The 22,299-nt window shown below is 34.0% G+C and carries 16 protein-coding genes; all 16 read right to left on the minus strand.

The window, feature by feature from the left end; all coding sequences use genetic code 11:
* Positions 1-127: 127 nt before the first annotated feature.
* Positions 128-5,287 carry a helicase-related protein gene (locus BA768_RS07225; protein ID WP_042279187.1) on the minus strand — a complete coding sequence of 1,720 codons (5,160 nt, stop codon included), beginning with the start codon at positions 5,285-5,287 and terminating at the stop codon, positions 128-130.
* Complete coding sequence (locus BA768_RS07230) at positions 5,284-5,964, minus strand: hypothetical protein (RefSeq protein WP_034975921.1); 681 nt, start codon at positions 5,962-5,964, stop codon at positions 5,284-5,286. The genes BA768_RS07225 and BA768_RS07230 overlap by 4 nt, the downstream gene beginning before the upstream one ends.
* Positions 5,965-6,043: 79 nt before the next feature.
* Positions 6,044-8,026: a hypothetical protein gene (locus tag BA768_RS07235; protein WP_051879934.1), complete on the minus strand. Its 1,983-nt coding sequence runs from the start codon at positions 8,024-8,026 to the stop codon at positions 6,044-6,046.
* Between the two features lie 17 nt (positions 8,027-8,043).
* The gene (locus BA768_RS07240; RefSeq protein WP_034975922.1) at positions 8,044-8,751 is read right to left on the minus strand and encodes a hypothetical protein; all 708 of its coding nucleotides are present in this window, start codon (positions 8,749-8,751) and stop codon (positions 8,044-8,046) included.
* Positions 8,744-9,616: a M23 family metallopeptidase gene (locus BA768_RS07245; RefSeq protein ID WP_051879935.1), complete on the minus strand. Its 873-nt coding sequence runs from the start codon at positions 9,614-9,616 to the stop codon at positions 8,744-8,746. The genes BA768_RS07240 and BA768_RS07245 overlap by 8 nt, the downstream gene beginning before the upstream one ends.
* A 1-nt stretch (position 9,617) precedes the next feature.
* On the minus strand, positions 9,618-11,609 hold the full coding sequence (locus BA768_RS07250; RefSeq protein ID WP_034975924.1) for a type IV secretory system conjugative DNA transfer family protein: 1,992 nt from the start codon (positions 11,607-11,609) through the stop codon (positions 9,618-9,620).
* The gene (locus BA768_RS07255; RefSeq protein ID WP_028123307.1) at positions 11,609-11,965 is read right to left on the minus strand and encodes a hypothetical protein; all 357 of its coding nucleotides are present in this window, start codon (positions 11,963-11,965) and stop codon (positions 11,609-11,611) included. The genes BA768_RS07250 and BA768_RS07255 overlap by 1 nt, the downstream gene beginning before the upstream one ends.
* A 10-nt stretch (positions 11,966-11,975) precedes the next feature.
* A complete protein-coding gene (locus BA768_RS07260) occupies positions 11,976-12,845 on the minus strand; it encodes a DUF4138 domain-containing protein (protein ID WP_028123306.1) in 870 nt (289 codons plus the stop codon).
* A 4-nt stretch (positions 12,846-12,849) separates the two neighbouring features.
* A complete protein-coding gene (gene traM, locus BA768_RS07265) occupies positions 12,850-14,058 on the minus strand; it encodes a conjugative transposon protein TraM (protein WP_028123305.1) in 1,209 nt (402 codons plus the stop codon).
* Positions 14,054-14,407, minus strand: a complete 354-nt coding sequence (locus BA768_RS07270; RefSeq protein WP_028123304.1) for a hypothetical protein — start codon at positions 14,405-14,407, stop codon at positions 14,054-14,056. The genes traM and BA768_RS07270 overlap by 5 nt, the downstream gene beginning before the upstream one ends.
* A 1-nt stretch (position 14,408) precedes the next feature.
* Complete coding sequence (gene traK / locus BA768_RS07275) at positions 14,409-15,023, minus strand: conjugative transposon protein TraK (RefSeq protein ID WP_034975926.1); 615 nt, start codon at positions 15,021-15,023, stop codon at positions 14,409-14,411.
* Between the two features lie 54 nt (positions 15,024-15,077).
* Positions 15,078-15,221: a hypothetical protein gene (locus BA768_RS21040; protein WP_228388334.1), complete on the minus strand. Its 144-nt coding sequence runs from the start codon at positions 15,219-15,221 to the stop codon at positions 15,078-15,080.
* Complete coding sequence (locus tag BA768_RS07280; protein ID WP_065720262.1) at positions 15,184-15,771, minus strand: hypothetical protein; 588 nt, start codon at positions 15,769-15,771, stop codon at positions 15,184-15,186. Before BA768_RS07280 ends, BA768_RS21040 begins: the two co-directional genes overlap by 38 nt.
* Before the next feature lie 83 nt (positions 15,772-15,854).
* On the minus strand, positions 15,855-16,649 hold the full coding sequence (locus tag BA768_RS07285; RefSeq protein WP_034975954.1) for a hypothetical protein: 795 nt from the start codon (positions 16,647-16,649) through the stop codon (positions 15,855-15,857).
* Between the two features lie 1,561 nt (positions 16,650-18,210).
* Positions 18,211-19,620 carry a T9SS type A sorting domain-containing protein gene (locus tag BA768_RS07295; RefSeq protein ID WP_065720264.1) on the minus strand — a complete coding sequence of 470 codons (1,410 nt, stop codon included), beginning with the start codon at positions 19,618-19,620 and terminating at the stop codon, positions 18,211-18,213.
* A 403-nt stretch (positions 19,621-20,023) separates the two neighbouring features.
* Positions 20,024-22,255 (minus strand): hypothetical protein, encoded by a 2,232-nt coding sequence (locus BA768_RS07300; protein WP_065720265.1) that lies wholly within the window; start codon positions 22,253-22,255, stop codon positions 20,024-20,026.
* Between the last annotated feature and the right edge of the window lie 44 nt (positions 22,256-22,299).

A 22,299-nucleotide genomic window follows, 5' to 3' on the forward strand; every position in this document is an offset into this window, starting at 1 on the left:
TTACTAACAAGACTTTTAAAAAAAATTATTTATACTACAGTATCTTACAAAGCACAAATCTCTTTTAATAATCCGTACTAAACAATCAATATAAATATATCTTACTAAGCTATATACAAATAAATAACTACCTTCTTCGGACAACATTCTGAAAATTATCTAAGTAAATATTCTCTTTTTGGTTTAATACTTTATCTATAAAATCTACTGTTGTTAAATTGTTATATAAAACTGTATTTTCCCTCGCTCTTTCTCTCACATAATTTCTATTTTCATTCGCTTTAAGCTGTTCCTCTTTTTCTATTCTGTATTGAACTACTAAATTTTCTCTAACTGCTGGAAGCTCTTCCAGCTTTTTATCCAGTTCCGCAATTTTATCTTCAGTCATTTTGGTTTGATATTCAATTTGAGTAACATCTATTCCTTTCTGAGCTAAATTTTCAATTACTTCTTGTACTTGAACTTTATGAAGTTCAATTGTTTTTTGATATGATGGTAATTGGGTTGCCCAATATTCAGCATTTGCATCGCCATTTTTCGAATAGCCTTCAATTCTATTATATGAATGCTCGGCTTGGGTTACCAATTCTTTTACTTTCAAAACATCTTCATATTTTCTCAGAACAAATGCACTATCGGCCAAATGTTTATTTTTTTCACTTTCAATCTTCTTTTTAATGAGTTCGATTTCGATATTGGCTCTGGTTTCGGGATTGGTAATGATGGAGGTTTTTAATTCTTGAGTCCTGATGTCTGAAATATCCAAAACATCGGCTCCTTTTTTCATTGCTTCTAAATATCTTGCCTGTTTGGATTGCAGTTTTTGAAGCATAAACACATCAATACTGTCATTGGTCAGCATAAAATTAACCCGCACATTTTCGTTCTTGTTTCCTTGCCTCCAGGCTCGTCCTTCCACTTGTCGGAGTGACGTAAAATTATATGGCAACGTAAGCATATAAACATCGGTTGTGTTTTCCTGAAGGTTCATTCCTTCCTGAATGGCTTCACTTCCAATAACTACTTTTATTTTTCCTTCATTAAAATCATTTTGAATAGAAATTCTTTGGTTTTTATTGGTCGCCCCGGTAATGATTCCGATTTCTTCGGGTTTGTAACCAATTTCTGTTATGAGATATTCTTTTATTTTTGGAAACTGAGCAACTGCTAATTCAGAATACACAATTTGTCCTGAGTCAGGAAGATCTTTTTTGTTCTGCCTTATCAAATCCATCGTGTCTTTTAACTTCGGAGAATTTTCTATGAATTTTTTTATTGAAGGTTCTTCGCCATCATAAAATGGCGATAAATACGGTGAAATAGCAATCAATCTGGCATTGAGAATATGTGTTAAAATTGCTCCTTTTTCAGTCTCACTGAAATTTTCATTGAGCAGCTCATACTGTTCTCTTGTGAGATCATTCTGTTCAATTTTATATTCTTTGTTAATTTTGTTGGGACGAATTAATTCAGGATTGTCTTCTTCTCCTTTTATATCAATGAATTCCGAAAGTAATTGTTGAAACAGCGAATTATTTTTAAATCTCCGAACGTTGGCTTTAAATTTCACATCACCCTTTGCATCAATTTCCATATCATTATCCGCTTCCATAAAGGTCTCGAAGAAAGTATTGACGTTGAAATATCCCGATTCTTCTAATCTTTTATTTGCTATTAAAGAAAGAATGGAATAATATTCCAAAGGCTTGTTGGTAAAAGGCGTTGCGGAAAGCAAGGTCACATTTCTTCCGTCGTTTTTGTCTTGAATGTACTGAGCTGCCATCCAGGTATTGATTCCCAGTTTGGAAGTCTGTTGGTTTTGACTTCTAAAATCGGACGCAAATCTTCGGTCCTCAATTTTTACTTTTCCTACAATATGATTGGCATTGTGAACTTCGTCGTAAGTCAAATGGTCGAATCCAAAATCTTCCCAGTCATAGATTTTACCACGCTTCATTTTTCCCTCAATCTCCTTTTCTTTCTGAAACTCAATTTGGAGGTCTCTTTCGGTATTGGTAACGCCCTTCATTTCACTTGCAGAGATGTAACTGAATTTTGACGAAAGTTCTTCGGTTATTTCTGATGAAAATCCAATATTGTTAAAACCTTCATAAGTAACGATGGTTATTTCTCCGTCTTTATTATCAAATTTTGAAAGGTCATAATCTTTCCCCAAATTCCCTAAAACATTAACTTTCGCGTTGGGAATCGTTTCAAAAATCGTTTCCACCCATTGTTTCATAATGCTGTCATTCGGAACTACGATGATTGGTCTTTTCGCATTTCCTCTTTCCATTGCTTCGTGCATTGAAAGGATTCCGGACAATGTTTTTCCATAACCCACTTCGTGCGCTAAAAGTCCTACGCCTTTTGTGGTCTGTCTTCCGATTCCCGCCTTCTGAACCTCTGCTAATCTAAATTCCTTTCCTTTGAAATTCTTATGAATCTTTGAAAACAATGGGAATTTAGAATAATCCGGAACGTGGATGTTATTGTAATTGCGGTTAAAATCTTTTACAAAACGAGTTCTAATGTCATCTGATAATTCTTCACGTACAAATTTGTAAAACAAATCATTCGCAGCAGCTTTTCGTCTTTCTCTGACTAACGCATTTCGCTCTTTATCGCTTCCTGTAACCGTTTCATTATCTACAAAGCTTCGCACTTCCCAAGCTGAAGAACCCGCAAAGGCTTCACTTGACAAAGTGCCTACAAAGTCTTTGAATCTTTCCGCAAGATTGTAATCTACAATGACTGATTCGGTACGTTTTGTAATATGATTATATTGGTCTTTTTCTATTTGGCCTAACTCAAATTTGTGCACGAACTCGTGGTTCGGACTGATATAAATTTCATCTAAAGATTTCGCTTTTGGTAGAACATTTTCTAATAATGCTTTTTGTTTTTCGTACTGATTTTCCGTTCCACCAACAGCATTTTTATCTGCAAAATCTTTTTCGAGCTGCTCTAACTTCGCATAAATATTTCCTTCTGCATAATAAAAATCGTGAATCCAAACTCCATCAGAATAATTTGAAAATTTGGAATGTTTTTCGTGATTGTTGAGCGTTCCATCGTAAGATGTATCTCTGAATGCTTCAATTTGTTCTTTCGTAATGTTTGAACTATTTTGCAAGGAAGTATTTACAATTTCATCCTGTTTGGAGAATTGATATTTTAAAATTCCTTTCTTTATGGAAGGCTCCGTTTGGACTTTATATTCCTTCTCAGTTCTCGTATTGTGAATAGAAATTATTCTATCACTTTTTTCTATCAATTCTTTTAATTTTTCTTCTGAAAACGATGCTGGTTTTGTGATTAAATCTTCGCGCAGTTTTTCATACTTTCTTATTTCAGTCGTAATGGTGGGAGATTTAAACTTGATGTTATTGAGTTTAGAAAGTACCAATTCAATTTTTTCTTGAGTTTCTGTTAAATTCAACTCATCTATTTTCTCCGCAATAATTTCTTTTTTTACAGGAACTTTTGTAACAGAATTGGACTCAGTATTTTCTAAAAACAAATCTTCAAAAAGATTTCCGATTCTCTCGGTTTCTTTTTTATTTTTAAATTGTTCAATCTTAAAGAGAGCTTCATCCAAATTTCCGTGGATATAATTTTCCAAACGCCCAAAACGATTGGTTTTCTCACGGTTTTCCCCGAGAACTCTTGTGTGATTATTTTCAAAATATTTGGAAATATCCGCAGAAATCTGGTGATTGTTTTTTTTGAGAATGATAATATCCGTTCCGATTTGTGTTCCTGCAAAAGCGCCATTGGGTAAACGGAAACCTTCCAAAACACTAGCATTCTGTAAATTCTTTTGTCGGTTGAGCCAACCTGATGGAAGAACCATCGCCAAAACGCCGTTGGGTTTCAAAGAATCTAATGACCGTTTAACAAAATAATCTTCGTATTTTGAAATTTTAGGTTCTTCGCCTAATCCTTTGTAAAGCCCACGATGTTCGCCATAAGGCGGATTTCCGATGACCAAATCATATCTTTCTGAAAAATCTTTTGAGTCTTTTTTATTACCTCTGTCATCAATAAATTCAGTTTCAAACGAACGAAGGTTGATCTCGACTTCGGGATGTAGAATTTTTGCAATTTTCGCCGTGGTTTCGTTGATTTCAAAGCCTGTAATTTTAGAATTTACAGATAATTCGCGAGTGGCATAGATAAAATTTCCTGTACCAACGCTGGGTTCTAAAACAGAAATTTCTTTTTGAGTTTTGAAATGGTCTTTGATTAAATTGCGGACTGCATCGACAATTTTATCTTGTGTGTAATATTCATCTAAAATCCCTCTGCCTTCTTTTGCGGTTCCGCCACTTTGGAATTGATTGCAGATTTCTTTTAAATCATCCGTGACTTTCAGATTTTCTTTGAGAAGAATTCTGTTGTCATTAGAAACAAAACAAGCTGCAGAAACTACTTCCGCAACTTGTTCATTATTAAGTTTTCGCCCTTTATATTTTGAAATGAGAACATCTAGCTCTACCTTATTTGTTGAATTTTCACTTACCTCGGAAGGTCTTCTATCGGATCTTCTTCTATCGGATATAGCTCTCCCGGATACGATTCCGCCCAAGGAATATTCTCTTCCCTCGTTTTTTTCATCATTTTGCGGTTGTGTTCCTCCATTGGATCCTCTTCCTCGGTTTCGGTTTCCCAAATCGCTCCGTTCTGTGCCTGCAAGTCCATTTCCAGCATTGTTGCTGCCCACTGCTTGTCCGCTTTCGTAACTTCCGTTTTGCTCGGATTGGATTTTTGAGCCAAGTTCTCCAGTGTTTTGTTCAGGTGTTCCGTTTCCCACTTGCTGAGGATCGGATGTTGTTCCGGATTCAATTGCATTGCTTTCATTTTCAGAAATTTTTGGTTCAACTAAATTAGTATTTTTATCTTGAAAATTGAGTTTATTCTCTAAATATTCGGTCAGGTCTTGATTCCCATTTTCAGAAATTTCATACAACGGACGAACGTCTTTGATATTTTTGCCATTAAATTCTGTAAGAATTTTTCTGGTTATTGCATTTCCTGTTCTGTCCCCGCTCAGACATAAAAACATTTTGCCATCATAATTCTGGTATCTATTGAGGAACTTTTTGCTATTGGAACCGGAATTTAAGGTAATAATTGTTCTATTATTGACTTGCTTGTTCAATTGAAGAAGCTCCAAGAATGAAAGCATATCCTTACTGTTTGTGAAAACAATAAGTTCCTTTTTATTTCCTTCAACTACAGAAATGTCATCATTTATCTCATTAAAAAAATCTTCATCTTTCACTTTTTTCTGTTTTTTATGAAGTGGTTAAATTCAAAAATTTCTTTGGCTTCACTGTCCCAGTTTTTTCTTGATATTAATTGAAGCGTCACGAATATGTCCGTCTTTTTATTGTAAGAATCAATCCTTTCGAGCCTTCCGTGGTAGTCCTTTTCCGCGTGTTTGTAAATAGAGTACGGTAAAATAGTATCCGTTGGATAAATGTAAAACCGGGTGTACATCCAAGGTGAGTTGATTTCAAATCGTTTGTATTTTTTCTTAAACAAAACCGTATCATTCAGATTTTTTCTGTTTCTGTAATTGGGGATTTTTTCCTGAGAAAACAATGTTCCTCCTTTTTTCTTTTCAACCGAAAGCGGCTTTTGTTTCTTTATGATGTCTGACAGAATAATTTTGCCGGGATTTTCATTTTCAATAGTATAGCACAATGAATCTTTAATGAAATAAATCTGTTGGGTTATTTCGGGAGCATCAACATCCGGAATCCTTTCTATTATGGAATCTCCTGAATAATTAAGGCTTGACAAATGAAAACTTTGGATATTGTTCAGATTTTTGGAAACATCAAAATATACATTGGAGACAACATCGATTCCTCCTTTTTCGGATTTGATTTCTTTGTGGCAGGAAGTGCTTACAAAAAGAAAAAACAAGCTGGGTAGTATTAAAAGTTTTTTCATAGATATAGGGTTTAAAAAAGCGGCAGCCTAATTAATTTGACTTACCGCTGGGAAATAAATGATTGGTTGTAAGTGTTATCTATCGTTTAATACTTTGTTCTTTCACGTTATTTTTTTCGTGCTTGTTGTCTTGTTCCAAACCTTCTAAAGGCTTGTTGGTATTGATTCTGTTCATATCAGAATCATACAGATTCAGATTTTTGTATTGCGGATTCAGCACCGCTTTGCCTTCTATTACTTTATCATCCAATTCAAATTTTACCTTCACGATATTTCCTTTTTCCAAAGATTTTATGGTACTTTCCTTCCATTCCGGCTTATCGAAGATCAGTTTGGATTTTTCTACGATCTGAGCCGTATCAACTCCATAATTTTTGTAAAAATTCTGGAAATTGTAATTTCCTTTTTCGGTTTTGGGTTCGTTAAAATTCAGTTTGGCAAATGCAGGTTCTATTTTTTCTGTTTTCGGATTGTGAAATTGTATTTTTACCGTACGCCCTTCCAAAAGGTTGACTGCTTCTTTAGCAGTAAATGTATTCACCCTGTTAACAGGAAAATTGTGGGAGATAACGTCGCCATTTGCTTTAGTGAGTTTAGCATTATAAAAATTCATAAAGACACTTCCATTTTCTATCTTATTGAATTTTAACGTGAATTCCATTTCATTTCCGGGCATCGTTTTGTCGGAAGTGGTTTTAATTTCGAACTCTTTTTCGGGAGCATTAATTCCGTTTTCTAAATCTTTGTGCAGTTGTTCTCCTTCTCCGAAACCAAGATATTTTAATTGAAATTTCGGATACTGAGATGGTTCATATTCGTTCTGTGTTTCCATAATGTTTGGGGTTTGATTGTTAAATTTTATATCATTCATTGTTAATATTCTGTTTCTTGAAAAAACATTTTCATCCAGATAATTTTTTAGAATTTCACCGCTATCCAATAATTCGTAGGATTCCCCATATAGCTGTTTTTCCAATAGGCCGAAAGCCAATTCGTATTTGTCATTTTTTGACAACGTATGACCATCAATAACATTTGGGATTGTGTCCATTTGTGCCTTTGTAAGAGAATAATCTCCATCTGTTGTTCCGAATTCCATTTTCTCTGAATAAGCTTTTCTTTGGCTCGCTGTGATCTGCAAGTTCTCCAGTATGAATTCGTTTTCTTTCATAAAGATCCTGTATTTGAGAATATCATTTTTTTCCTCTTCGGAAAGTTTCGGATAAAGATTATTTTGCACCGCTTTTGCTTTTAAGTCGTTTTCGACATAGCTTTTGAATTCGTTCAAACTTTTTGGAGCATCATAAAAATCTCTCATACCTGTCCATTCTCGCCGACCGTACGGTAATGTATATTCCTGAGTTTGCAGATCATAGCTGTAATACCTATGACCGCTTGGACTCTTCAGCGAGCCACTCCCATCATCGTAATCGTTCCAGGTCCAGCCGTCCGGAAGGTCAGATGCAGGGGTTAAATTTTCTTCAAAGCCTTCATCTGAAAAAAAGTCTGCATTTTCTTCCAGATCAGTCATTTCAATTTGATGAACCCCTTCTAATGATAACTTTACAGCTTCAACTTCATAATTTCGATAATGATGAGCTTGCTTTTCATCAATTTGCGTATAGGTCAATCCGGAACTTAAATCAGTTTTTTTCTCCAATTCCTGAGCCCAGAGATCAGAGAGAAATTTCTGTTTTATGGACTCATTACTTATAGCAATTTCAGTAGACTCCCTGTTATTTTGCAAAATCAAATGTTTATTGGCTAGTTGCTGCTTTTCAATAAATCTGACTAATTCAGCGGTAGTATTAAATTTATCCTCAATAGGGAAACCCTGATTTGAATTGAAAAATGTTTTCAATGTAAAATTTGAACCTTGAATAAATTCTTTTCCCTTAGATTGATGAATTGCCATAAACTTTTTCTCTCTATCGGTAAACAGCCTCTCTCCGTCCCGAAAAAACTGTTCAGGTGAAGTGTTTTCAATTTCCTTCACAAAATTTTTATAAGCCTTCGTTCTGGGAACTATATTCTTATCAAACCAGGTTAGATTGTCTTCCATTTTTTCCACCTATTAAGCTATCTTCTAAAACCTCTTGACTTTGGTATTTCCTCGTCCTGCTCTTGGCTTTCCTCATCTCTCATTCGATTGGCATCCTGATAGACATCAGGGTCGTTCACATTTAGTTGTAAATCTGATTTTTCCTGCTTTTGAGAGTGATTTTGCTTTTCAGAGATTCCAGCAACTGTATTAAATTCTTTGGATACAATATTCAAATCATTCGTAATTTCTTTTGCCATTTCTGGGAACTGAACAATTTTATCTTGCAGAAAAGATTTAAGTTTTAGAAGTTCTGCTATGTAACGGTTAAGTTCTTCTGTATTTTTTTTATCTGCAATAATTGCGGTCAATTCTCTTGCATTTTTAATGAAATCAAATTCAACTACTTTTTCGGTCTCTTTGTCAAAAATGAAAGCTTTTTTTTCGAAACTCAGTTCATTTTCAGATTTAGAAACATTCTTGACATCAGTATATTGAATATTATTTTTACTGTTTTCGAGGATGTCAGAAATACTTTTATCTCTTTCCAAAAAGATGACCTTCAGTTTAGTATTATTATCAGTCAGCTGAAAAGTCGCCCTGTTTTTGTCGTGGTCTGCAACGATGGTATATCCTTGCAGAAATTTCTGAACATCCTCTATATTTAGCTTTTTAGAGAAAGAATTATCCTCATTAATAATTCCGTATTTTTTCAGTTCATCGGTAGGTAAGGTTATGTTATTCATTGTATGTTGCTATTAAATTGTTTACTTTTATGAGGTCATTTAAAAAATGAGAAGGATTGATGTTTTGTCCGAATTCTTTCACCGAAAAATGCAGATGTGGTCCTGTGGAGTTTCCGGTATTCCCGCTTTTTCCGATGACAAATCCAGCTTTTACTATTTCTCCAGCTCGATAATACATTTCTGAAAGATGTAGATAGGAAGTTTCGAAACGGTTAAAATGTTTTACCTTTATGAAATTCCCTCCGCCTTTAGAATCCCAACCGGTTGCTGTAACAATTCCATCCATTACAGAATAGACATTCTCATAACTGGCTTTAAGGTCGATGCCGTTGTGCGTTTTTTTTGTTCCGAAAATAGGATGAGTTCTTGTCCCATAAGAAGATGTAATGGTGATCTTGTTTTTAAGAGGCATTACAATTTTTGAAAAAGATGCTGCAGGTTCGTCTACAAAATCATACGTTGTAAAAAAGTTTTGTTTTTTTGATGCTTTCTTTGTTTCTTCTACTCTATTTTGTGCTTGCAGCATCAAAGAATCTTTCAGTTTTTCAAACTCATTTTTTCGTATTTCTTTTACACTGCTATACTCTTTAATCAGTGTTTTCAGTGAATCTATTTGACTCGTTAACCACTTCGTCGAACCTTTGGTTTCATTTTTTAAATCTGATTTTGTGGTGATATTTAAAACTTGCTTCCAAGATTTCTTAGCCTTCTTTTGTTTTACCGGATCTTCAATATTAGATTTTTCGGATACCTTTGGATTTTCAGATTTTTTCGGTATTGTTGGTGTAATCGTATTGAATTGGGCAAAGCATAAGCAGCTGTAAAACAGCGCCATCAATGTAAATGTGTATTTTAGTTTTTTCATTTTACGCAGCTTTAATATTTTCATTCACAATGAGTTCCACTTCTTTGTTGATCTTTCTAAAGTTGGTCATCAGCACTTCTTCTTTGCGGTTAACCCCTTTTTTATCTACAAAAGAGTAATAAGATGGCATTTTAACATAGTTTTTTTCTTCTTCTTGAATCGCTTTCATATCCAGGTTAATTTTACCACTAATTGCAGACGTTTTATATTCCTCAGCATCATTTTCTTCTCCCTGTGCGATCATTCCAACCATTTCTCCGGTTTTCAGAGCCGCAATTTTTCCGGCAGGAATCATATTGTCCATCTTTTCATTAATACTGGTGGTCGTCCCTTGCTGTGAAATTGATTGTGAGTATGATTTCTGTTTAATTTTCCCAAATAGTTTTTCCAACCAATCCAATGTATTTTTGTCTCTGGCAGAACCGGAAATAATATTTCCAACAATCGCAGAAATAGTATCTGCAACTTCTTTTTTGTAGAACTGTCTGAGCTGCGGAATTTCTTGTAATCCAAGCATTACAGCAACTTTATTGCTTCTTGCAGTGGCCACGATGTTATCAATTTTATGAATATAAATCGTCGGAAATTCGTCTGCGATAATTCCTCCCGGTAAATTGTGCTTGGAATTGATCAATCTTAAAGTCCTGTTTAACACCGAGGAATAAAGGGCTGAGTTAATATCCTGTGTTCCCGGATCTGATGCTAATATGATAATGGATGGATTTTCACGATCAGTAATCTTCAATTCCACTTCATCTCCCGAAAACACCCAAAAGCTTTCTTTAGTTGCCAATCGGGAAAGGAATATTTTCAAAGTTCCAATTTGTCCTTCCAGCTGATCAAACGCTTTGTTGTCATACGCCGTTTTGAAAGGCGAAAGCAAAGAGAAAATTTCTTCGTTGGTAAAAAGTGTGTCAAAAATTTCTTTATAACTGCGGTTCATAAAGGAAAGAATATGAGGCAGATCAGAATATTTTCCATTTTCAAATGTTGCAAAAAAATAAATACAGGAAGACAGAAAATTGATGGCGGATTGGGTAAAGAAAGCTTCAGAACCACCTCCGGAACTCGAACCTCCCTTCTGTAGAGATGAAACCATTGATTCTGCCATTTCCTGGGCTTCTGCTAAAGTTTGGATGTACTTTTTGTGAAATGGATTGACTCGTTTTGATTTTTCAACCTCTTTCAGATTAATGACGTGGAAATTGTAATCGTAGTCTGCTTCCTTACTTTTTTTCAACAAATAATGGTAGTATGCAATCTGTGCTAGATCAGGAAATTTAAAATCGTAGATGCAGAGACAGAAACCTTTTGCAATCATTTGTCTTATGGCAGGATTGATCACACCAAAAGATTTACCAGAACCTGGTGTTCCAATGACCATCGTTCCTCTAAAAGGATTGATGTTCATCCAACCTTTATTGCTTTTGTTTTTGTAACGGAACAAGTATGGAATATTGATTGTGACATCCGATGTTACCAATTCCTGATTTTGGTCGAAAGATTCTTCTTCAACATTCCATCGGTCTTTTCCCATTTTCTGCTGCATCAGTTTTGAAATACTATCTGCACCCATTTGAAGAATAACTGCCCCTAAAAAAGAAAGAACTGCATAGATTCCCTGATAGAGATTAAATCCGGGAAACACTCTTGGAAGTTTTTCATTTCCTGCCTCATTCTGCCAAACCAGTGAAGAAAAAATCATCAGCAATCCCAAAATCATAGGAGCAATAATCTCTTTACTAATATTAAGGTCTTTCTTTTTCTTGGCTTTTGTTCCGACAGCCACTAATCCAATCAGAATCAATGTTGCAAATTTGGCATTGATAGGAGGGTAGATAAAACTCAACTTTGAAAAATTTTTCAACAAGTTTGATACTACCGGAACATTGGCATTAAGGTAGAAAAGCGAAGCACAATCGAGTGCTACGACTGCGTACACCGCTTTTTGTAGAAAGCCATAGATCTTTATTTGGTGTTGTTGCTCTTGCATTAAGAATAATTTTCGAAATATTGATTCAGTAATTTGTGTTCTTCCAGTAAACTATCGTGTAGCTTCTGTTGCCGTTCCTGCAAATTTTTATGATGTTCCTGTATTTTAACAAGTTTGGCATTCAACAGATTCAATTTATTTATTAATTCATTTCCTCTTTTTTCGACACTCTCGATAATGTATGAGTGACCTGGCTCTTCAGATATTTTATCACACCAATCTTTAAGGTTTAACACCCTTTTATAGGCAATGATAAATTCTTTTCGTTTTTTATAAATAATAATTATAGCAACAGAATGGTAGGTAAATAGTAATATCACCAGTGCAAAACACAGCATAACTGTAAAATTTTCCATAGTCTTAATATTAAAAGGTATCTGCTTTCAGAATATCTGAATAGTTGACTTTCATTTCTATGGTGCGCCCCGAGAGCTGTTCTTCAATCAAGCGAATCATCATCACTTTACTGTTTGGGTAAGTGAATTTTTTGAAAACATAAATATTCCTGAAATTTTTTCTGAAGTGTTTCTGCGGATTGAGCTGTAAAATGGGTGTTAGATCTACACTTTGGTTATTGGTGGCTTTGTGTATTTTTTTGTCTTCCAAGGAGAATTTCAAATCCTCAATATCATAGTTCAGATTAGAATTATTCTTGATGGTCATATCTAAAAAAATATAAGCACTCATCACATAGACATTATTGAGCTGGAAGCTGAGTTTTAGATTTTTTTCTTCTCTAATCGGATTTTTTTCAGATTTTTTTCGAATAATATCCATCGAAAATTTTCTCAGTTCAAGATTAGAGAACACCATTTTATCAAATTCTACAGGCTGCATCGCTTCGGGCTGTATATGAATATTGGTAATCGTATTGAGGTTATCCTGATTTCTATGCACCACTTTATACTGTGCAATGAAAGATTGTGCGACAACGGTAATGATCCCAATAGTATTTCCATTAACAAAAACGGAAGGTATATTGATTTTTCCTTTCTCGTCAGAATCAGGATGGTCTGTGATCTTTATTCTGGCAATGTTTGTAGAAGGCAAATCTCCAGTCAGTTTTTCTGTTGACAAATCCACGTACTGAATGGGCTCAGGCGAGATAATATGCAGGTTGATGCCTTCGGTAATTTCAATCTCAGGTAAATCGGAAACAATCTGTTCTTTGGTTGCAGTTTGAGCCGTGAAAAATTGAGCTGTGAATATTAAAAGGGTGTATAATAAAGTTCTCATTGTTTTATTTTTTTTGTTGGTTTTGTGAATCTTTCAATTGATTTTCGTCGATCAAAAAGACATATGAGTTGTATTTCAGTTTTGCTTTATTTTCTTTGATCAGGTTGGCAATAGATTTAGATGTTGATGTAAACAGGCTGGATCCAATGCTTGAGAAAAATCCTTTTCCGCCCATATCCATCTGAGTTCCTTGTACTGAGTTACTTCCCATTTCCCGCATCATATCTCTGAAAACGCTTTGCGGAACGTACAATCCCTTCATCCCGTCAACATCATAAATCGAAAGATTGACAGGATAGATTTCTCCTTTTGTGAATACAGATACAATGTTGAGATTGACTCTCTGCATTGAAAATCCTGAGATTTGTCCGTATAATATCGAACCTTTGATTATTTTTTTGTTCCCGACAAAGATGTCTTCCAACAATCGGAACCTAATCCTGCTTCCAAGAAAGCCTTTGTTATTTTCGTCAATGACCGCTTTGATAAAGCTGTTTTCTTTCTCCTTATAGAAAGCATTGAAACCACTGTTGATTCCGGATTTGCTCACATTGAAAGTTGAATTAAGAAAATCTTCCATTTTCTCTTTATTGGACTTCAGTTTTTGTTCTGCTGCGAGTTTACTTTGGTACTCAGGATCACGGGATTTTTCTAAAGAATCCATCACGAGCATTTGTTCTTTCAGATATTTTACAGGGTCTGGTTGGACACTTTGTGTCTTTTCTTTTGGTGTATCTGCGTATTTATCTTCTTGGTTCCCGTAAGATTTGTCATTCAGCATTTTAATGATTTCTGAAGACCTGTTGTAATCTTTGTCATCCCTCTGTGATTGATTTGGTTTGTAATACGAGGATTGATTTTCTTTTGCCTGGTATCTGTTTTGTCTTCCGTTTTCTGCTTTTAAGGAGTCAATTTTTCTTTTTTGGTCCAGTGACAATTGGTCATCATAGTTCAATAAACTATCTTCTTCTTTATCCAAACCACCAAGCATCGTTCTGTTATCCTCTTTTTTGAAAAAAGCATCATACGCATCATTTTTGGTCATAATGGAATCTTGCGTATCGCCGAGTGATAGTGACAATTCTTTTGGTTTATTTTTTTCAGAAGTATCTTCTTTGAGAAACTGTGCTCCTACGTAGCCGAAAAGAAAAAGAAATGGCAGAGCCAAAAGAGGCAGAACATATTTTTTTTCTTTAAAATTTATTTTTTTAATGTCCATTTTTTAATTTTTGGTATTGGTTGAACAAGTAGTCAATTCGTAAACTGTCTTCTTTTTTCAGTGCGTTTTTGTCTCTTTTCACTTTTAAAGTTTTCAGTTCTTGTACTATTTTTTCCATCTCTTTATCATTGTTGACAGATAGATTTTGACTCGACTTATTTTTAGAATAGAGAACCGGAGGTCTTATTTTAAATGCTGTTTCGGAAGGGAAAAAGATACCTTGAATTAGAGACCCTATAAATGAAACCGACAGTAGAATCATTGAATACGTGAAGAATTTCTTTGGATTTTGAACTGCCCACTGCAGCCATTTCTGACCCTTTTGTTTTAATGTAGTTTCCATTTTAGTAAGAATTTTTATTTTGATTGGACAGTTCCTCGTTATTGATGATTCGCCAGTTTTTAAGAATCACACCGTGAGGATTATTGGGACTTCTGATGATGTCTTCAAAGAAACCTTCGGTGATGAGCTTCCTCGTAATGACAGAAGATTTTCTTGTGATCATCTGCTTACCGAAAAAGCTAAATTTCTTTTGTTCCATACTAAGCGTAATCGAATCGGTATGGATACTGACCATCGAACTGGAAGCTATTATTTGATTGTAAAATCCTTTTTCCCTTAGGTTCGTATATTCCTTTTTTCCGCTGTCATCAATAAGATACAATGACTTTTGAATATTATCCTTGATATAGGTATCATCGGGAGCGAGTGTGAAAAACAATCTGTGGAATAATTCAATTTGAGCTTTATATTCAACAGGTCGGTTCAGCAGGACATCAGTCTGCTTGGCAAGAACCGGAACGCCATTGTCTAAAATGTAAATTGATTTTCTGGAATCCTCGATCATTCTGTATGCAAAGAAAAATCCGGCAATGACAATGAAAACAGCAAAAGCAATGGTGGATAAAGAAATGACCTTGTTGATCTTGATTCTTTGTTCTATATTTTTGATAAGCATCTTTATTTTAGTTGTTGGTTGATAATGTTTGGTTGTTGGTCATTCGTACAACATTTATTTTCCTTTTTTCATCGCTCTTTGAACTCTGCCTGATGCTGAACCTGCTGCTGCACTTGCTGCTACAGAAGCTCCTCCTGTTTTGGCAGCCAATATTGCTGTTTTAGCACTGCTTGCCATTTTTCCTGCTGCACTTTTCATTTTCGTCATTGCTCCCGCCCCTCCTGCAGAAACAATAAGCACTAGCGGAATTTCCTTTTCCAGAGGTTATATTAGAGTCGGTTGCAAAAATAGAATTGTAGTCACCGGTGATTGGACTTCTGGAATTTCCCAGTATGTAATTTTCTTTCTCATCAAAATTAAGATGCAGACTGTTCTTGACAATAAGTTCAACCGTAGAAGTGTTGCCCTTGAGTGCAACTGTATTTAGTGGGTCTTCTTTTATAAATGACTTCCATAGATCACCGTCAAAATAATACAACCCGGACTTTGTGATATGAATAACCTGACCGGATAAATTAGTAGCTGGAGATGTTACAAACACGACAGCTCCTTTTTTTGCAGATGAATATGTTTTTGCTGCGAGTTGGTTACCTGTAATCCTTGGAGGAATAATCCCGTCATAATGATTGGTGTCATTTGGTTTCCCTACAACTTCTAAAGTAGCCTCGGGCGTCTGGGTGTTGATGCCAATCTGTCCCTGTATTGTTGTTGCTATGAAAGGCAGAAAAAAATAAATTAATGTTTTCATTTTATTTTTTATTAAAATTCATTTGGTCTTAAGAATCGTATTAACTGTGTATAATTTGTATTAATTGCTATAATTTTAGCGTCCTAGTGTAGATAGGGTCTGATCCAATTTGAGTAGCCCTGAACTTCTCCATAAGTATAATATGATGTTGATATTGCGCCTAAAGAAGCTTGAGGAATTTTTATGGTGAAATTTTCAAGCAAGGCAGGAATAAGCATTGTTGAATTCTCAGGATGTAAAAAAACAATCTGGTTAGGAATATACCCTATGTCACTAAAGATATCCGGAATATTTATAAGTGCGTCGGAAGTAATTGGTTCTGAATCAGTCGACCTGAATATTTGAAATTTTACATTGACGATACCATTAACTTTTCTGAATGATACGGATCCTTTTAAGCCTCCATAATTTTTGGTCCCAATGGTATAGTATTTAGAAGCGGTTAAATAATTATTTGTATTTCCATTATAATTAACCGGAGCGGACCATGTAGAAGTTGCACTAAGAGCCGCAGTACTGGTATGGTCAAACGTCAATAGAATTCTATATTCAGTGGGTTGCTTTTCTTTTGAAAATGTTTGCCACAAATTGCCATCAAAATAATATAATCCGGGTTCAGTTATTTGAATGACTTGTCCTGATAAATTGTTAGCCGGAGATGTTACAAAGACGACAGTTCCTTTTTTTGTAGATGAATATGTCTTTGCAGCGAGTTGATTTCCTGTAATTCGTGGAGGAATAATTCCGTCATAATGATTGACATCATTTGGTTTTCCTACCACTTCTAAAGTCGCCTCTGGAGTTTCGGTATTGATGCCGACCTGACCTTGGATTGATACTACTATTAATGCCAGTAGAAGATGACTCAATTTTTTCATTAGTATTTTGATTAAAAATTCTGTGACAAAATTGGGCGTTAAAACCTTCTAAAACAATAGTATTCAATGGGTTTGGGCTAAATAAGAATAATCTGGATTAGTTTGGAAACTTCCCAGGATTAAAAAAGAATGATTTGGATTAATTTGGATTCTTGTACCAAAATTTAATTAAAAACAAAAAAACAAGTTCCGCAGTTTTTTTCCCCTTTTTGAAAAAAAGGCAAGATCGTCTTTGGATATAAAACTTGAAAAGTTTGTATATACAAAGACACATCTTGCTATACAAAGGATGCAGATTTTTTGGAGCTTTAAAATACGTTTTATAGCATCAATAATCAGCAGTTTTGCACTTCTATTGTTATTATTAAGAAATTATGGAAGTGAAGCCTTTGATTGTGAAAGAAAAATTATGATTGCTTGTAAAGTGAGAATTTACCTGTCGAATTGTAAGTCAGCTTGCAATGATTTTGACCTTTATTTGTTTTACGCAGGTTAGATGATGGATATTGTCCTATTTTTTGCAGATGACCTGTATTTGATTTACGCAGGTATGAACTCCAGCTGTATGTATTTTACGCAGGTTTGATGATTGGCATTATCCTATTTTATGCTGATGAACTATATCTGATTTACACAGGTATGAACTCTGCTGTAATCTATTTTACGGGTTTGATGATTGGAATAATCCTTTTTATGCAAATAACATGTAGCTGATTTACGCAGATATGGAGATTCCACTAGATTCATATTACGCAGGTTCGATCATTGACATTGTCCTATTTTATTAAGGTGACCAATCTGTCATTTACTCACGTATGAATTCCAATTGTATGCATTTTACTCTGATTTGATGATTGGCATCATCCTTTTTACTCAGGTGACCTGTATCTGATTTACGCAGGTATGAATTCGAGTTGTATGCATTTTACGCAGGTATGGGATTGCACCTGTATTCATATTACGCAGGTTCGATAATTGGCATAATACTTTTTACAAAGGTAACCTGTAACTGATTTATACAGGTATGGGATTCCATCTGTATTCATAGTACTCAGGTAGGATGATTGACATTGTCCTACTGTATTGAGATATCCAATATTGAAATTGCTTTGATTCATGAATTTTTAAATAACAGTTAAAACTTTATCATCAGAGAATGAAGATCTAAAAAAGCACTGAAAATTAATCAATTCTCGATTCGGAAAAAGAAAATTCTTTATGCAAAACAACAAAAATCGCTGGGAATAAAGGCGAAAAAAGCATCGTTGTAAGTTTTCTTATCAAAAGAAAAAATGAGAACAAAAAAATAACGATGACCGATAGCTCTATTTTATATATTGAAGGATATAAATATAAAATAGATCTATATAAATCCAGCAAACCATATCTGGAACTCGCAGTGAACACAATTGAGAAGTTAGATTTCTCATTTAAAAAATCACATCAAATTTAGAATTCAGAAATTAATATTGTAGATAATTAAAATTCAATTCACTGAAGATATTCTAGCCATCTATTTCAAAAACATCCTCGGTAGAAAAATCTTAAATCTTTTGCATGGTCACTCTTTTATAAATGAAAAACTTTTAGAAGAATTTTTACCTGAAAGTAATATAAAATAGTTACCGCGCACTAAATGTTCAACAGAAATTTCCGAACTGTTTAAGGCTTTCTTTTCAATTACTCTTCCGTCGTAAGAATAGATAGTATATGTCTGAAACTCATTTTTAGGAGAGATTTGAAGAATTCGACTTGTTGGATTTGGATATATTTTCAGATCATCTTTTGTTTGCTCTGCAACGCTTAATGAACCTCCTCCTATAATTCTTGCAATCCTGTTGATGCTAACACCGTTGTAATTTGTAAAATTGCCCCCAATTACAATCTTACCATCACTCTGTAATGCACAGGTAATAAGATTAGTATTGGGGCCTCCTTGTATGTTAAAACTGGAATCATTACTACCGTCATAATTAAGTCTGATGAGACTTCGCGCAGGTTGATTATTGAAATATGTGAGGGTACCTACAACTAATATCTTATTATCAGGTTGCAAAACAATTTCAGTTGCTCCAGCAACATAAGCGTCATAATCAACAGCAAAATTCTGATCTAAAGTTCCATTTGCATTAAGCCGAATAAATTCATTAGTACCAGATTGATAGTTATAACTGCTTATACTGCCACCTGCTAAAATTTTATCATCTGCCAAAACTGTTAAACCTGTTACAATTCCACTTGAGCCAAATCCGCCTGGATTAAAAGTAGTATCTTTCGATCCATCTGTATTGAGCCTTGTCAAATAGTTTGCGGCATAGCCATTGAACGTTGTAAAATCACCACCAACGATAATTTTACCATCTGACTGTATGCCTACAGTTCTGATTGGATAGTTAAAGCCAGTTCCTTGATTAAAAGAAGTATCTAAACTCCCGTCAGCATTTAATTTCGCTAAATACTTAATTCCTGTATTCTGGAAATTAGTCATATTTCCAACGATTATAACTTTATTGTCAGGCAATACCGCAAAGTCATAAACGAAACTGCTCATATTATTATTAATTTGATTGGCATTAAAGGATGTATCAAGTGTTCCATCACTGTTTAATCTTACTATGAACTTCTGGTTATTCACCCCATTGAAGCTAGAAAATGCACCAGCTACAAAGATTTTTCCGTTTGGAAGCAATTTTATCTTATAAACAATACCAGAAAAGCTTGTTCCTGTATTGAATGTGTTATCAATGCTTCCATCAGGTAAAAGACGTACGATTCTCTTTTTACTAACACCATTATAAGTCAGAAAACTTCCTCCAACTAAAATTTTTCCGTCTGGTTGAATACATATTGTTTCTACGGGTGTTTCTACCCCACTACCTACATTGAAGGATGTATCTAATGATCCAGGTTGCCCAAAAATAAAGCAATGCGACAGCAAAAGCATGAAAGTAAACCATTTAATTTGTGACATAATTATATGTATTTTTTATATTATGTAAATATAACATTTATTTCAATTAAAATATTGATTATTAACAACATACACCTTTAAATGAAATTTTTTATTAAATAATTTTCCAAAGTTCTTTGTTTTTCACAATTTTTACTATTGAAGTTTCCCAGTCTTTATAACCACTTACAGTAATAAATGTCAAACTTTCAGATAGGTTATAAAATTTATTTGATAGCTAAGTGGGATGAGAAAATATTTTTAAAAAATAAAAATAAAGTGATACAGATTCTCATAATATGACTATATTTGTAATGTAGAATTGCTTTAGTTGTTCTTATTTCTATAAATCTGTTGTTCAATAGTAGATTTATAACAAGAAAAAGTCATCTCAATGAGATGACTTTTTCTTGTTTTTGTACAGTTAAAGATGTAAGATTTGTTCTAAAGTATAATGATTAAATTGACCATTAATAATCAAAGTAATTTTATCCATGCCTTTATCATTTCCAGAATTAATAGCAAATTTTAATTTGACTATATTTTTTTCTATAAATTCAGGATCTGAACCTAGATTAACAACACACTCTCTTGCACCTGCCTTTCTTGTTCTTTTTACTGATTCACGTAGGAAGTTTGCCATACTATTTTGTATATCCCCATCCCACATTCTTTTTATAGAATAATAGCATCCAAATTTTTTAGTCTTAATATTATAGACCTGTGGGTTTCTCTGATGATCATGTAAAATTTCAGGAAGAATAATGTACATATCAGGCATTGCTTTCCAAACATTCAATACTTCCTCAGTACTGGTTATTCCGGCTGAAGAATCCCCTTGATTACCATAAATAGAAAATGGCGGCATATAAATATTATGATCTTGTGCTAAACCGTCAGTTCCAAAATAAGGTTTATACCTCGCCAATTGAGGAGTACTTTCTATAGAGAATGCAAACTGATTTCCTATCGTCAGTCTGTTTTCTTCAATGCTGAACATTCCAGAGGTATTTTCTGCTAATACTTTAAAATGATGAAATACCGCATTGCCGTCATTATCAACAAGTGGAAGTACACCACCATTCCCCCAATCAGTATTACTTAATGCCAATGTTAAAATTGAATCATTACTTTGTATTGAGGCAATCTTAGTCCAATTTCCCATACCTGAATTGTGTTTAATTTCTGCAATAAAAAGTCTTCTTCTTTTCTTTAATGTTCCATTTTTTCCCTCATCAAAAATAATTCTATTCTTTATAATAGCACTTTCTCCTATTACATCATCCAAATTTATATTTCGACTTTTATCATAAGTTATATAATGCAATTTATGTGTAGTTGTATCTACGCTAAAAGAATTTTTGACATTGACTGCCCACAAATCATTATAGTATTTATCAACAGGGAATTTCTGGAACATTCTGTAGTTTAAAAAAACAAACGATGCACAAAACCCGAAACTGGATTCTTTTTCAAAAGTTATGCTGATTGATGCGGATTTTCCAAAAATATTAGCTGCAGGTGATCCGAATTGTTCTCCTGAAATTTGCGGTCTTTCTGTAGAAGGATATGCTAATAAATCTACATTTGGAGCAATTACATTAACTGATATATTTCGTTCTGAATTTCTTTCTAGGGTAGTGCTTTCGATAGTGTAGTCACATTGAAAGTTTATATTTTGAGGAGAATTATTTAGCAATTGTTTAATTAAAATTGGCCACCCATTTGTGTTATCAGGTTCTGGGCTTGTACCGCTAAAACCATATACTTTTCTAGTAGAATCATAGTAATTAAAACTTCTATTATTTTCTCCTTGTATATAGATATAAAGCTTATTGCCGGTTTGATATTTTTTTAATATTTCTGAAATACTACTGATGTTACTCACCTTAATTCCATCTTTATATTTAATTATACCACAGTTAATATGAGATCCCCAAAACGCAGCAGCATCTAAAAATTGATGTATGTTTTCTTTAAGTCTTTTTTTCTTTGTATCAGAAAGAGAACCTATATCGAAAATAAATTCCTGAGCCCTTGCAAAATCTAAATTATAGCTAAAAAGGATTTCCTGATTTTCGAAAATATATTCTCCATCATCTAAAACGATATCCAAGCCAACTTCATCATTAAAATTTCCAATATAATCACCTTCTATACAGCTCACCAAAGATTTTTGGAAAGCTTCATCAATTAATTTTGTGCCAGGTGCAGCAAAATCATATATATACTCTAAGGGGAAGATATTTCCCGATGGAGAAGTAAGACCATTCAATGCTAGAAGTGTAGTCCATAATTTTGTTACAGTAATGGGTTTATTTACATCTGGCTGATTTAATACATTATTTGTAAAATAATCTGCTTTATTTATCCCTCTATAGATAAAATATTTAATTTTTAACGGACTGTAATTGTTAGTAGATGGTTTTATAATGATATTTATCTTATTGTTATCAGTGCTAGGCTGTATCAGCATTCTACCATCACAGATAGCATAAAGTTTTGCAGGACTTGCATTGATCGCTTTTACTTTTGATGTGACTCTATACTTTGTAGTTAATGAACCAGCAACAGGTCCAAAACCATCATTTCCATTAGCTGCTGCTAAACTTGAAAGATCAGTAAAAAAATGTGAATGAGGCTTATATTGTTTCATATTAAGTGATTGTGGTAAATTTTATAACTACTTAAGTTTAAATA

It is taken from the genome of Chryseobacterium sp. CBo1 (genome assembly GCF_001693475.1).
Taxonomy (GTDB): Bacteria; Bacteroidota; Bacteroidia; order Flavobacteriales; family Weeksellaceae; genus Chryseobacterium; species Chryseobacterium formosense.